This window comes from Serratia sp. JSRIV002 (assembly GCF_019968725.1).
GTDB classification, from domain to species: domain Bacteria; phylum Pseudomonadota; class Gammaproteobacteria; order Enterobacterales; family Enterobacteriaceae; genus Chania; species Chania fonticola_B.
The window spans coordinates 4,965,026-4,978,570 of the sequence record NZ_CP074143.1 but is presented as its reverse complement, the minus strand read 5'-3'; the positions used below and the strand labels follow the sequence as shown (position 1 = coordinate 4,978,570).

The following is a 13,545-nucleotide window of genomic DNA, read 5'->3' as shown; positions in this document are numbered from 1 at the left end:
GGTAAGGGCGATCATTTTATTCTTTGTTGCACAGGAAGGGGGGCTTTTGGGCTCCTCATGTGTAATAACGTTTAAGGATAAAATGATGAAAAACACCACTAAATTAGCGATTCTGCCACTGGTTCTGGTTCTGGGCGCCAGCTTCTCTACCATGGCTAATGCGGCTTACGACTGTAACGCCAAGCGTGCTGCGATCGAATATCAGATCCAGCAGGCAGAGAAGTACGGTAACTACAACCGCGTAGCGGGTCTGAAGCGTGCTCTGAGCGAAGTTAATGCCCATTGCACCAACGGTAGCGTGCTGCAGGATGCGCAGAAGAAAGTTACCAAGCTGGAACAGAAACTGGCCGACAAGCAGCAAGACGTCCAGGAAATCAAAGCCGACCTGCGCGAAGCTCAGGCTAAAGGTGACGCCAAGAAAGTGGCCAAGTACCAGAAAAAACTGCAAGAAAAGCAGGCTGACGTAAAAGAAATCAAGCAAGAGCTGAAGCAGGCTCGTGCTGAACTGGCCGCTGCACAGAAATAAGCAGTCATGATTTGGTAATTAAGGGGCGCAGATGCGCCTCTTTTTGTGTCGGATAAATATTGTGGTTTGCACTCAGGGAACGAATGAAACCCACTTTTCATATTGCCATTATGTCGTTAGGCCTGTTGGTTAACGGTGCCAGGGCTGAAATAAATAACGTCTATCTCATTATTAACGATAACTTTAAGGGCGAGGTGGCCGTTAACCTGGGGCTGGATGAGCAGCCGTGTATTAATGCCCCCTTGCTACGTGAGTGGGGGATACGTGATGCCGCGATAGTGATGGAAACGACCCCTGAGGGCTGTATTCTGCCCGACGCATTGAGTGCCCGAAAAATTGGGGTGTTCTATGAGCCGATAGCACAATTGCTGACGGTAGATATCCCGGCAGGCATGCTGGGTGACAGCAAGCTGGCAGGCCGCTGGAATGACGGTATTAATGCGGCATTTGTTAACTATCAGTTCAATTACGGCCATTATGCGGGCGAAAACTATCGCGATACGCAGCGGCACGAAAGCCTGTATGCCGATATTACCACCGGGGTAAACGTGGGCCCTTGGCGGCTGCGTTATCAGCCCGTCTATCAGAAAGAGATCTGGGGCAACCCGACCTGGCACACCGAAAGGGCGCTAGCCTATCGGGATCTCAAAGCCTGGCGCGCCACGCTGACCTTGGGCGACAGCGTGACGCCATCAGTTTTATTCGATAACGTCCGATTCCGTGGCATCAGCCTGGTATCGGATAGCCGAATGCTACCGGATGGCCTGCGGCAGTTTTCCCCCTGGATACGTGGCTTCGCACGGAGTAATGCGGAAGTGAGGGTGCGCCAGAACGGTGAAGTTATCTATCAGACATTTGTTTCCCCGGGAGCATTCGTGTTGAAAGATGTCTATCCGCCCGCGCTTGAGGGGGATCTTACCGTCACGATACGCGAAAGCGACAGTACCGAAACCGAACGAAAGATCCCCTACTCCTCCATGCCCAACCTGGTTTACGCCGGCCAGTGGCGCTATGACGCCTCGGTGGGTAAATACCAACCCTATTACGGTATGGAAGAGGAGCAGCCAGGCTTTGCTCAGGCCTCGCTCAGTTATGGGCTCCCGGGGAAGGTTACGCTGTATGGTGGTTTCCAGGGGGCAGATATTTATCGCAGCGTGGCGGTCGGGATTGGCAAGAGTCTTAACCACTGGGGAGCGATTTCGGCGGATTACACGTTTTCATCTGCCCGTCAGCCAAGACGTTCAGCGCCGGACACCGGCGGCATGGCGCGTATGCGTTACGCCAAGGCTTTCCCGGCCTGGGAGTCTTCCCTCAGCCTGATGGCGCAATATTATCCGCGGCAGCGCTATCGTACGTTTGGCACGGCGATAGAGCAGCAGAGCACCTATTGGTGGGACTGGGAAGACGGCATTTTTGTCGGTGACTTTGACGAGGAAAAAAAGTATCGCCTGGAAGCGCGCTATAACCAGTATCTGTCCGATTCAGACAGCCTTTACCTGACGTTGGCTCGAGAGGCCACGCGGGGTAATCAAAGAGGTGAAACCAGCGTCGAGATGGGCTTCAGCGCCAGCCTGGGTAAGGTAGACGTTGCGCTGTATGCGGAATATAACCGCCCTTCGTATGGCAAAGAGCAGGCACAGTTGGGGCTCTCTGTCTCGCTGCCGTTGAACGCGATCGGCGCACCACGTATGAAGCTGAATTATGATCATACGTTGGCTAACGATCGGACCGACAGCCGGCGGATAGGCGTCAGTGGTACGCTGCTTGACGACTATAGCCTGAGCTACAACGCCAGCACTAGCCAAAGTCAACGCAATGGCAGTAGCCAGGATCTGAGCGCCAATTATCAATATAACGCAGGTGACCTGCGGGTAGGTCATTCGCAAGGGGCAGGCTATCGCCAGCAGAATCTGGAGCTTGCTGGCAGCCTGATGGCGCATCAGGAAGGACTCACGCTTGGGCAGACGTTAGGCGAAACCGTGGCCATCGTCAGTGTGCCTGGGACGCCGGGGATTGGCATCGATAATCAGTATGGCGTCACCACCGACTGGCGTGGCTATGCGCTGATAGGCAATCTGACGCCGTACCGTATCAACAGTCTGACGCTGGACAGCCTTGAACTACCGGATACGCTTGAATTGCCTGAATCTGATCAGGAAGTGGTGCCTACCGCTGGTGCGATCATGTTCAGCCGCTTTGCTCCAGCACGGAAAATCAGCCCGGATGCTGCTCAAACCAGCTCTCCAGAATAACCACGGCGGAGGCAGAATCGACGCTGCCTTTATCCAATGCGCGGAATCCCCCATGGTCAAACAGATTGGCCCGTGCCTCCACGGTGCTCAGGCGCTCATCATGCAGGGCAATCTGTACACCAAAGCGGCCATGCAGCCGGTTGGCAAATTTACGCGCTCGTTCGGTCAGCGGCTGTTCGGTGCCATCCATATTCAACGGTAAGCCAACCACCACCAGGTCTGGCTGCCACTCTTTCAGCAGGCGCTCGATCTTCTGCCAGTCAGGTACGCCGTCCTGGGCTTTAAAGGCCGCCAGCGCTCGAGCGGTGCCAGTAATTTCCTGGCCGATCGCTGCGCCGATGCTTTTGGTCCCGAAGTCGAAGGCGATAATGGTGCGGTTAGTCATCAGGCGTGTCCTGCGTGGCTGGCAATGCTGCGAATATCGATGCCAAGGCGGTTGGCGGCTTCGCGCCAGCGGTTGGCGATCGGCGTGTGGAACAGAATGTCGGTATCGGCCTCGGCGGTCAGCCAGGCATTTTCCAGCAGTTCCTGTTCCAACTGGCCCTTTTCCCAGCCCGCATAGCCAAGCGCCACCAGCACATCGGTGGGCTGATCTGGCGTGCCAAGCGTTTCCAGCACGTCTTTCGAGGTGGTGATCATGGTGGCCGGTGAGATCTGAATGCTGGAGCCAAAGCCTTTGCGTGGGGTATGCAGAATAAAGCCGCGATCGTCAGCCAGCGGGCCGCCAGCGAACACTGGTTTGTCCAGGCTGATCGCCAGATCGCGTGGTGAAGGCTTGATATCGAGTTTATCCAGCACCGTCTCCACGGTGAAATGTTCCACGGGCTTGTTGATCACTAATCCCATGGCTCCGTCGTCATTATGTTCGCAAACGTATATCACCGAACGTTTGAAGCGCGGATCTTGCATTGCGGGCATGGCAATCAGGAAATGGTGCTGTAAATTCATGGCGTTAATTCAATTCGGAAGTAAAATGCATGCCCTCTCCCAATGAGAGAGGGCGCGTCGTCGGCCTACTTCGCGGCCAGACGTTTTTCAATGGCGTCCATCAGCATGCCGGTGACGGAAACCGGGAATGCGGCTTCGATCTCACGGGCGCAGGTTGGGCTGGTGACGTTGATCTCGGTGAGGCGATCGCCAATCACGTCCAGGCCAACAAAGATCAGCCCTTTCTCTTTTAGTGTTGGAGCAACCGCGCGGGCAATTTTCCAGTCGCTTTCGCTCAGCGGGCGCGCTTCACCACGGCCACCTGCGGCCAGGTTACCACGGGTTTCGCCTTGGGCAGGGATACGCGCCAAGCAGTAAGGCACCGGTTCGCCATCCACCACCAGGATGCGTTTGTCCCCATCCTTGATGGCTGGCAGGAAGTTTTGCGCCATGCAGAAGCGGCTGCCGTGTTCGGTCAGGGTTTCGATAATCACCGACAGGTTGGGGTCGTCCTGCTTCACGCGGAAGATCGAGGCCCCGCCCATGCCATCCAGCGGCTTGAGGATGATATCGCCATGCTGCTGGTGGAATTTGCGGATATGGGCAGCGCTGCGGCTGACCAAGGTGTCTGGCGTCAGCTCCGGGAACCAGGCGGTGAACAGCTTTTCGTTACAGTCACGCAGGCTCTGTGGCTTGTTGACCACCAGCGTGCCTTTCACTTCGGCACGTTCCAGGATGTAGGTCGCATAGATGTATTCAGTGTCGAACGGCGGATCTTTACGCATCAGGATCACGTCCAGATCCTGCAACGCCAGATCCTGCTCGCTGCCAAAGCTGAACCAGCTCTCTTTGTCTTCTTTCACGTTCAGCAGGCGCGTGCGGGCACGGCCATCACCGGCATGCAGATAGAGATCGTTCATCTCCATATAATGCAGTTCCCAGCCGCGGCGCTGCGCTTCGAGCAGCATGGCAAAGCTGGTGTCTTTTTTGATATTGATGGATGCGATAGGGTCCATCACGATGCCGAGCTTGATCATCTCTTCTCCTTACGAACCTGTGAGACAGGCCCTTAGCCCAGGTCGCCGAAACGGACCTGCAAAGCGGTAATTGCGGTGAGCGCGGTAGTTTCTGTACGCAAAACGCGTGGCCCCAGCAGGATATCAGTAAATCCATAGTCTGTGGTCATGGCAATTTCTTCGGCGGATAATCCGCCCTCCGGGCCAATGAGCAGACGTACGCTCACTACCGGCAACGGCAGGGTATTGATACTTTGGCTGGCGCGTGGATGCAGGTTCAGCTTGAGGCTATCGTCCTGCTCGGCGCACCAGTGTTCCAGAGACATCGCTGGGCGGATTTCCGGAATGCGGTTGCGGCCGCATTGTTCGCAGGCCGCGATGGCGATTTTTTGCCACTGCTGGAGTTTTTTCTCCAGGCGCTCACCGTCGAGTTTAACGCCGCAGCGCTCGGAAAATAGAGGAGTGATCACGTTCACCCCCAACTCAATGGATTTCTGGATGGTGAATTCCATCTTTTCGCCACGGGAGATCACCTGGCCAAGATGTAAGTTGAGCGGTGATTCGCGATCTTCCCGTTGCCCGGCGTTGATCTGAACCAGCACGTTCTTTTTATCCACCCGGGTGATTTCTGCCTCAAACACCTGGTTGCTGCCATCGAACAGTTGCAGTGCCTGCCCGGCGCTCATCCGCAGCACGCGGCCGACATGATTGGCGGCATCCTCGCTCAATGCAATTTCTGCACTGGCGCTCAAGGGCTCTGGATGGTAAATGCGGGGTTTACGCATAATGATTGTCAGATCCTGGCTCAATGATACGGCGCTGCCGGAGGGCAGCGCGAAAGCACTATAGTAGGTCAGCCTTTTTGCTGCTGACAAGCCTGTTGAATATAAGGGTTGTGATTCCCTTGTACCATGGCGATGCGTGCTTCACGTCGACATTCCCAGGCGCTGACCGGATACAGGCGGTTCCAGGCTTCAAACAGCTGGGTTTGCTGGCGTGAAAGCGGCAACTGGTAGCGATCGCGCATGTAGAAGTAGGTGCGGGCAATGGCACCTCGCGCACGGGCAGGTGGCTCGGCCTGCTTGTTCTTGAAGTCTACCTTCATTTGACACTGTCCGTATTGCCCTTCGCCACCCCGCCACTGGCTGTACATAAAGTTATTGCGGTCACCATTCACTTCACCGATGGCGGGTTGCAGGTTGTGCAAGTCGATCTCTATCTGGCGATAAACCGGATCCTTGTTGCAGTTTTTACGCCCACCCTGTTGCCAGCACTGCAACTGATGGCCGAACTGCCAGGCCGGAACCACATGTTCCCACTCGATACGCTCGGCGCGTTGGGCATTTTTACGCACCTGATAGCCGCAGCTATCAAGATCGGGAACACCTTTCTTACCTTGCCAGTCGATCTTGCAGCCACAATAAAAGCTGCCTGGGGCATCCTGGTTGATTTTGGCGGCGGCAGCCTTGGCTTGGGTAAAGTTATTAATCCCCTTGGCTAGCGTGCCGCTAGAGGCCGTTAATACGACTAAAAATAAAATTTTGCGATGCATATTCCAAAACAGCTCAAAATTGGAAAGGCAGGCAGGGTAGCGGAAGTCACCGACAGGTGCAAATAGAGATAATGGATTGTTTTAACTTATAAATATAATTAATAACCGCATTGATTAACCGGAAAATGTCAGCTTTTCACCACACTGGCGGCAGCGGTATTCGCTCTCACCGCGCATCACCCTATTATGGCGGCGCAGGGTCAGCTGATGCTGCTGGCAATCGCAGCGGTAGGGAAAGGTTTTGCTCTGTACCGAGCGGGTCTCAAACTGGTGGGTACGGCTGGCAGGAACCTGCAATACGTTTTCCATCATCCAGCGCCATTCCCGGCCATGCGGCGGCACGCGGCCAAACTGGCGGAAGACCAGCAGATGAGCCAACTCATGGGGGACCACTTCGTCGATGAACGGCTGTTGGTTTTCCATCAGCAGCACCGGGTTGAGGCGGATTTCCCAGGCTTGCAGCCAGGCGGTGCCCGCGCTGGTGCCGCGTTGCTGATAAAGGATCTTGGGCTCTGGGAACTCGACGGCAAAATGCTGCCGCGCCAGCTGCAATTTGTCTCGCAGGCAGCGCATTACCGCCTGTTGCAGCGCAATGGGGATTCTTACTCTGTTCATAGTGGCGCTAGCTTAAGCAATGGCGTGTCGGCTGGCAACGGGGGCAGTAGGGAAAAGTATATGGTCTACCGTTATGCAAAGCTTGTATGTACGATGTTTGTGTCTAAAATAGCGGCGATTTCACACTTACCCTAACGGCGATACTCATGCTTTTATCTAACCAGATTGAATTACTCAGTCCCGCCCGCGATGCAGGTATTGCCCGTGAGGCTATTTTGCACGGGGCTGATGCGGTCTATATCGGTGGCCCAGGCTTCGGCGCCCGTCACAATGCTGGCAACAGCTTGAGCGATATCGCCGGGCTGGTTGAATTTGCCCGCCGTTACCGGGCCAAAGTGTTCATCGCCCTCAACACCATTTTGCATGACGACGAGCTGGAGCCGGCACGCCGCCTGATCCATCAACTGTATGACGCCGGAGTTGATGCGCTTATCGTGCAAGATATGGGGATCCTGGAACTGGATATTCCGCCAATTGAGCTGCATGCCAGCACCCAGACCGACATTCGTAGCGTAGAGAAGGCTCGTTTCCTCTCCGATGCCGGTTTCTCCCAGTTGGTATTGGCGCGTGAGCTGAATCTCAGTCAGATAAAAGCTATCAGTGACAACGTCGACGCTGCCGTCGAATTTTTCATCCATGGTGCGTTGTGCGTGGCCTTCTCCGGCCAGTGTTACATTTCCCATGCTCAGACCGGACGCAGTGCCAACCGTGGCGATTGTTCGCAGGCGTGCCGGCTTCCCTACACCCTGAAAGATGATCAGGGGCGAGTAGTAGCGTATGAAAAGCATCTGCTGTCGATGAAAGATAACGATCAAAGCCGCAACCTGACGGCGCTGATCGACGCCGGTGTTCGCTCATTCAAGATTGAAGGGCGTTATAAGGACATGAGCTATGTGAAAAACATCACCGCGTACTATCGTCAGCATCTGGATGCCATTCTCAACGAGCGTTCCGATCTGACGCCGGCATCGTCAGGCCGCACGGAACACTTCTTTATTCCGTCGCCGGATAAAACCTTCCACCGTGGCAGTACCGATTACTTCGTTAACCAACGCCAGATGGATATTGGTGCCTTTGACTCACCCAAGTTCATTGGCCTGCCTATAGGAGAAGTGCTAAAGGTGGGTAAAGATCATCTGGACGTGGAAGTAAAAGAATCGCTGACCAATGGCGATGGACTTAACGTGCTGATCAAGCGCGATATCGTCGGCTTCCGTGCCAATAAGACAGAGAAAATTGCCGAAGGGCGCTACCGGGTTTGGCCTAACGAAATGCCGGCAGAACTGCATAAGCTGCGTCCACAGCATCCGCTTAATCGCAACCTCGATCACAACTGGCAACAGGCGTTGCTAAAAACCTCGGCGGAACGCCGCATCGCCGTCGATATTCTGCTGACACAAAGCAGCGACGGAGTGACGCTGACCCTGATCAGCGAAGAGGGCATCAGCGTCAGCCATACGCTGCAGGGCGAATTCGGCGCCGCCAACCAGCCGGAAAAAGCGCTTGTCACACTGCGTGACGGATTGAGCAAACTGGGGCAAACCCTTTATTACCCGCGTGACGTTCATCTTGATCTGCCGGTGGTTTGCTTCATACCCAACAGCCAGGTCAACCAACTGCGCCGCGATGCGGTGGACGCACTGGACGCAGCACGCCTGGCGCAAAACGAACGCGGTGGCCGCAAACCGGTTTCCGTGCCGCCGCCGGTTTATCCGGAAATGCACCTGACGTTTCTTGCCAATGTTTATAACCACAAGGCGCGTGAGTTTTACCAGCGTTATGGTGTCACGTTGATTGATGCCGCCTACGAGGCACACCAAGAAAAAGGGGATGTGCCGGTGATGATCACTAAGCACTGCCTGCGCTTCGCCTTCAACCTCTGCCCTAAACAGGCCAAGGGTGTACAGGGTGTGAAGGGGCGGGCATCGCCGATGCAGTTGGTGCATCAGGGTGAGGCGTTGACGTTGAAGTTTGACTGCAAGCCGTGTGAGATGCATGTGATTGGGAAGATCAAAAATCATATTTTGCGGATGCCGGTGCCGGGGAGTGTGGCAGGGGGGATCTCGGTAGAGGAGCTAATGGCGACGTTACCAGGGAAGAAAAAATAGCCTAGGTGATGAATGAAAACGGCTTGGTGTGGAAACGGGGCCGTAAGGAAATCGTTGCAACGCTATTTTCCTACAATGATAAGCCGATCGACTCACATTGATTGTAATCATTGTGTTAACTGCGGGATAATAATCCGTGCATGATGAGTCTGTACCCGCAGTTCTCACCGGATGAGGTCAGAAAAACAACGCCAGCGTTAAGTCCCTACGTTAATAGAGGTTATTTTGCGATTTGGCGCAATAACTGACTACCTAAAAATACGTAAGGTGTGGGGAGTTTTTTTGACGCAGCGCGCCCCGAGCACGCTGGGTAAGTGTGAATTTAACGCAGCTGATGTTGCAAGTGAGAGATCAATGTCGAATAAACCGTTCCATTATCAAGATCCGTTCCCGCTGAAGAAAGACGATACCGAATACTATCTGCTAAGCCGTGACCACGTTTCCGTCGGCGAATTTGCCGGCCAGGAAGTCCTCAAAGTTGACCCGCAAGCCCTGACTCTGCTCGCCCAGCACGCCTTCCACGACGCCTCGTTCATGTTGCGCCCTGCGCATCAGCAGCAGGTGGCGGATATCCTCAATGACCCCGATGCCAGTGAGAACGACAAGTACGTTGCGCTGCAATTTTTGCGTAACTCAGAAATCGCCGCCAAGGGTATTTTGCCAACCTGCCAGGATACCGGCACGGCGATCATCATGGGTAAAAAAGGCCAGCGCGTCTGGACCGGAGGCGGGGACGAAGAAGCCTTGTCGCGTGGGGTATACAACACCTTTATCGAAGACAACCTGCGCTATTCGCAAAACGCCGCGCTGGATATGTATCGGGAGGTCAATACCGGCAGCAACTTACCTGCGCAGATCGATCTCTACAGCGTGGATGGTGACGAGTATAAATTCCTGTGCATCGCCAAGGGCGGTGGTTCGGCTAACAAAACCTATCTGTATCAGGAAACCAAAGCGCTGCTGTCCCCAGGTAAGTTGAAAGACTATCTGGTCGACAAGATGCGTACTCTGGGCACCGCGGCCTGTCCACCATACCACGTGGCCTTTGTGATTGGCGGCACTTCGGCGGAAGCTACGCTGAAGACCGTGAAGCTGGCTTCAACCAAATATTATGATGCGCTGCCAACCGAAGGCAACGAACACGGCCAGGCGTTCCGCGATGTGGCGCTGGAAGAGGAACTGCTGAAAGAAGCCCAGAATTTGGGGCTGGGTGCACAGTTTGGCGGCAAATACTTTGCCCACGATGTGCGCGTAGTGCGTTTGCCACGCCATGGCGCTTCTTGCCCGGTGGGGATGGGGGTTTCCTGCTCCGCCGACCGTAATATCAAAGGTAAGATCAACCGTGAGGGGATCTGGCTGGAGAAACTGGAACATAACCCAGGTAAATTTATCCCACAGGAACTGCGCCGCGCGGGTGAAGGGGAAGCGATCAAGGTGGACCTGAACCGCCCGATGGCCGAAATCCTCAAGCAGCTGTCACAGTATCCGGTCTCTACCCGCCTTTCCCTGAGCGGCACCATCATCGTTGGGCGTGATATTGCCCATGCCAAGCTGAAAGAGCGCCTGGATCGTGGAGAAGGTTTGCCGCAGTACGTGAAAGATCACCCGATCTATTACGCGGGCCCGGCCAAAACGCCAGAAGGTTATGCTTCGGGTTCTCTGGGGCCAACCACGGCAGGGCGCATGGACTCCTATGTCGATCTGCTGCAGTCACACGGCGGCAGCATGATCATGCTGGCCAAAGGTAACCGCAGCCAGCAGGTGACGGATGCCTGCCATAAGCACGGCGGATTCTATCTTGGCAGCATTGGTGGCCCGGCTGCGGTGCTGGCACAGCAGAGTATCAAGAGCCTGGAGTGCGTGGAATATCCTGAACTGGGTATGGAAGCGATCTGGAAAATCGAAGTGGAAGATTTCCCGGCCTTTATTCTGGTGGATGACAAAGGGAATGATTTCTTCCAGAAGATCCAGGAATCTCAATGTACGCGCTGTGTGAAGTAATCTGATTGATAGCCGCCCCTGGTGGGCGGCTTTTCTGTGAGTAACAAGCTGCGATGTTTGTTATGAATTCGTCAGCCTTTGTAAAATAGTGTCGTCGCTTTGGACGCTCTAAATAAATCTGTATACCATTGCCGTGGACAATTTTGGCTAGGAAAAGTAATGGTGACGCAGGAAACGCATATCAAAGAGTTACTGGTCTGGATAGAAAACAACCTACGCAACCCACTATCACTGGATATTGTTTGCGAAAAATCCGGCTACTCGAAATGGTATCTGCAGCGCATGTTTCGCAAACAGACCAACCTGCCACTTGCTGCTTATATCCGCGCCCGTCGCCTCTATCTGGCGGCCTTCTCATTACGCTTTACGCAGAAAAGCATTCTGGATATTTCGTTGGAGTATCAGTTCGATTCCCAACAGACATTCTCACGCTGTTTCAAAAAACATTTCTCTGTCACACCTAGCGCCTACCGTAAGGCCCAAAATTGTGACTTCAGCCATCTGGTGCAATCGCTGTCGCTAAATCAACCTAGCGATATCTCTATTGACTATGTTGAGGTTAAACCAGACAGCTACTCGCTAGTCGGTCAGTATTATTCTTATCACATCGAGATTGAACAGTTGGGCGAATCCCACGCGGCAATTCGTGATGGAATAAAGGATCGTTTTTGTGATGAGTTTAAATTAAATCCAGACAAACTTTATGCGCTAACCAATTTTACGCCCGATGGTGAGCGGGTGAAGGTCGACTATTTTGTGGCGGTTGATAAAGCTATCGCCCAGGGTAAATCGTTGCTGGAACTACCGGAAATCAGCGGCGGTTATTGCCGCTTCCACTATGCTGGCAAACCGGTGGCCCTTCACGAGCATATCGCCAGCGTTTATACCAAACTTCTGCCGCAGTTTAATCTGGTACGCCGGGAAGGGTACGATATCGCGCAGCATAGCTACTCGCTCGATAGCGATGAAGAGCTGTACCTGGAATATGAGTATCTAATCCCGATTGTGCCAGACAAAGCCTTCGCAGAGAAAACCAGCCCAAGCTCCTGATTGCCGTTGCGGATGTAAATACCGCCCGAAACGGGCGGTAATCAAAGGCCTCGATCAGTGTGAACCAATCTCCCGTAGCGGTTTCCCAGTCATCAAATTTCGCTCGATATGTTCCAGAGAGATATTTTTGGTTTCAGGTATCAGGGCAATAGTAATGAAGATAAATATCAGGTTCAGTCCGGCATAGATCCAGAAGGTATTTGCGCTGCCCAGGTTGTTGAGCATCGTCAGGAAGGTGGCCCCCACGATCATGTTGGCGATCCAGTTTACCGTCGTTGAGCAGGTGATACCGAAATCACGGCCTTTAAGCGGTTGGATCTCTGAACACAATACCCAAATCAGCGGGCCGGCACTCATGGCAAAACCGACAATAAACATCAGCAACATCAGTATCGCGAAGTATTGAGCCGCAGGCGTATCCATGCCGATATTCATCATGGTACCCAATGTCCCCATGCCGATGGCCATCACCAGGAAGCCCAGCTTCAGCGTAGGTTTACGGCCCCAACGGTCCACCAGGCCGATGGCTATAAAGGTTGCCAGCACGTTGACTAAACCGACGATCACCGTTCCCCACATTTGTTGCGCAGTACTGGCAAAACCGGCCAGATCGAAAATTTTCGGCGCGTAATACATAATGACATTCATGCCGGTAAACTGCTGCATGACCTGAAGTAATACGCCAAGATAGACTGCGCGGCGGAAATTCTTGTTGTCTTTGAATAGTGCCCAGCCGCTTTGCTTTATTTTCAGGCTTTCACGGATCTCATCGAGTTCGGCCTTCGCCTGATCAGTAGTATCTCGCAGCATTTCCAGCACTTTCCTGGCTTCTGCATCACGGCCACGTGATGCTAACCAGCGGGGGCTGCGGGGCAGGAAGAACACGCCAACGAACAGCAACAAAGCCGGAAGGGTGATAATACCCAGCATCCAGCGCCATGAACCGCTGTAGCTGAAAGCCGTATCGGACAGATAAGCCCCCAGGATCCCTATCGTAATCATTAACTGGTACATGGAAATCATGCTACCGCGAATGCGCTCAGGCGCGATTTCAGAAAGGTACAGCGGAGCAGTGAAGGATGCGATGCCCACTGCCAGGCCGAGCAGAACGCGGGAAACCAGCAGCACCTCGTTGTTAGGGGCGAAAGCAGAGCAAAGCGAGCCAATGACAAACAGCACGGCGCCAATCATCAGGCTGTATTTGCGCCCCAGCCGGTAAGAGAGCCAGCCACTGCCGACAGCGCCAACCGCTGCGCCGAACATCATTGAGCTCACCACCCATTCTTGTTGCTGGGAAGTGATTTGGAACTCATGAGCAATAAAAGGTAATGCTCCGGCGATCACGCCGATATCCAGTCCAAACAATAAGCCTGCCAGTGCTGCCAGAAAACAGACAAAGAAGGTCATTTGGGCATTCGATCTGCCTTTACTTGTTGATGATGTACTCATAACGGCCTCGGTTAACCAAAGAGATGATTCGTTAGTAGGCTATGTTATT

At 53.9% G+C, this 13,545-nt stretch carries 12 protein-coding genes; 5 read left to right on the top strand and 7 right to left on the bottom strand.

All coding sequences use genetic code 11. The features are described from left to right. Positions 1-82: 82 nt before the first annotated feature. A complete protein-coding gene (locus tag KGP26_RS23345; protein ID WP_021806288.1) occupies positions 83-526 on the top strand; it encodes a DUF1090 domain-containing protein in 444 nt (147 codons plus the stop codon). 83 nt (positions 527-609) lie between these two features. Then, positions 610-2,778, top strand: a complete 2,169-nt coding sequence (locus KGP26_RS23340) for a fimbria/pilus outer membrane usher protein (protein ID WP_021806287.1) — start codon at positions 610-612, stop codon at positions 2,776-2,778. Here KGP26_RS23340 and ruvX read toward each other — a convergent pair. From ruvX to KGP26_RS23310, 6 genes are all read right to left on the bottom strand, one after another. Then, positions 2,741-3,163, bottom strand: coding sequence for a Holliday junction resolvase RuvX (gene ruvX, locus KGP26_RS23335; RefSeq protein ID WP_021179674.1), 423 nt, complete (start codon positions 3,161-3,163; stop codon positions 2,741-2,743). The genes KGP26_RS23340 and ruvX overlap by 38 nt on opposite strands. Beyond that, a complete protein-coding gene (locus KGP26_RS23330) occupies positions 3,163-3,726 on the bottom strand; it encodes a YqgE/AlgH family protein (RefSeq protein ID WP_059201753.1) in 564 nt (187 codons plus the stop codon). Before KGP26_RS23330 ends, ruvX begins: the two co-directional genes overlap by 1 nt. A 65-nt stretch (positions 3,727-3,791) precedes the next feature. Beyond that, on the bottom strand, positions 3,792-4,742 hold the full coding sequence (gene gshB, locus KGP26_RS23325; RefSeq protein ID WP_024484034.1) for a glutathione synthase: 951 nt from the start codon (positions 4,740-4,742) through the stop codon (positions 3,792-3,794). A gap of 32 nt (positions 4,743-4,774) precedes the next feature. Further along, on the bottom strand, positions 4,775-5,506 hold the full coding sequence (gene rsmE / locus KGP26_RS23320) for a 16S rRNA (uracil(1498)-N(3))-methyltransferase (RefSeq protein ID WP_059201752.1): 732 nt from the start codon (positions 5,504-5,506) through the stop codon (positions 4,775-4,777). 68 nt (positions 5,507-5,574) lie between these two features. Continuing rightward, a complete protein-coding gene (gene endA, locus KGP26_RS23315) occupies positions 5,575-6,273 on the bottom strand; it encodes a deoxyribonuclease I (protein WP_021806283.1) in 699 nt (232 codons plus the stop codon). Positions 6,274-6,387: 114 nt separating this feature from the next. After that, positions 6,388-6,888 (bottom strand): SprT family zinc-dependent metalloprotease, encoded by a 501-nt coding sequence (locus tag KGP26_RS23310; protein ID WP_021806282.1) that lies wholly within the window; start codon positions 6,886-6,888, stop codon positions 6,388-6,390. Between the two features lie 146 nt (positions 6,889-7,034). Between KGP26_RS23310 and KGP26_RS23305 the strand changes: the two genes are divergently transcribed. The 3 genes from KGP26_RS23305 to KGP26_RS23295 all read left to right on the top strand — a co-directional run bounded on the left by KGP26_RS23305 (position 7,035) and on the right by KGP26_RS23295 (position 12,047). Then, positions 7,035-8,996, top strand: coding sequence for a U32 family peptidase (locus KGP26_RS23305; protein ID WP_223664662.1), 1,962 nt, complete (start codon positions 7,035-7,037; stop codon positions 8,994-8,996). Positions 8,997-9,350: 354 nt separating this feature from the next. After that, positions 9,351-10,997, top strand: coding sequence for a class I fumarate hydratase FumA (gene fumA / locus KGP26_RS23300; RefSeq protein WP_021179681.1), 1,647 nt, complete (start codon positions 9,351-9,353; stop codon positions 10,995-10,997). 159 nt (positions 10,998-11,156) lie between these two features. Continuing rightward, a complete protein-coding gene (locus KGP26_RS23295) occupies positions 11,157-12,047 on the top strand; it encodes a helix-turn-helix domain-containing protein (RefSeq protein ID WP_115159320.1) in 891 nt (296 codons plus the stop codon). Between the two features lie 54 nt (positions 12,048-12,101). Here the strand turns inward: KGP26_RS23295 and KGP26_RS23290 are convergent, their stop codons facing one another. Next, positions 12,102-13,496, bottom strand: a complete 1,395-nt coding sequence (locus KGP26_RS23290; protein ID WP_037375723.1) for a sugar porter family MFS transporter — start codon at positions 13,494-13,496, stop codon at positions 12,102-12,104. Positions 13,497-13,545: the final 49 nt, after the last annotated feature.

Coding starts and splice junctions, on each gene's coding strand:
- KGP26_RS23345 (WP_021806288.1), top strand. CDS start 83: ATGATGAAAAACACCACTAAATTAGCGATTCTGCCACTGGTTCTGGTT.
- KGP26_RS23330 (WP_059201753.1), bottom strand. CDS start 3,726: ATGAATTTACAGCACCATTTCCTGATTGCCATGCCCGCAATGCAAGAT.
- fumA (WP_021179681.1), top strand. CDS start 9,351: ATGTCGAATAAACCGTTCCATTATCAAGATCCGTTCCCGCTGAAGAAA.
- KGP26_RS23310 (WP_021806282.1), bottom strand. CDS start 6,888: ATGAACAGAGTAAGAATCCCCATTGCGCTGCAACAGGCGGTAATGCGC.
- KGP26_RS23295 (WP_115159320.1), top strand. CDS start 11,157: ATGGTGACGCAGGAAACGCATATCAAAGAGTTACTGGTCTGGATAGAA.
- endA (WP_021806283.1), bottom strand. CDS start 6,273: ATGCATCGCAAAATTTTATTTTTAGTCGTATTAACGGCCTCTAGCGGC.
- KGP26_RS23290 (WP_037375723.1), bottom strand. CDS start 13,496: ATGAGTACATCATCAACAAGTAAAGGCAGATCGAATGCCCAAATGACC.
- ruvX (WP_021179674.1), bottom strand. CDS start 3,163: ATGACTAACCGCACCATTATCGCCTTCGACTTCGGGACCAAAAGCATC.
- KGP26_RS23340 (WP_021806287.1), top strand. CDS start 610: ATGAAACCCACTTTTCATATTGCCATTATGTCGTTAGGCCTGTTGGTT.
- rsmE (WP_059201752.1), bottom strand. CDS start 5,506: ATGCGTAAACCCCGCATTTACCATCCAGAGCCCTTGAGCGCCAGTGCA.
- KGP26_RS23305 (WP_223664662.1), top strand. CDS start 7,035: ATGCTTTTATCTAACCAGATTGAATTACTCAGTCCCGCCCGCGATGCA.
- gshB (WP_024484034.1), bottom strand. CDS start 4,742: ATGATCAAGCTCGGCATCGTGATGGACCCTATCGCATCCATCAATATC.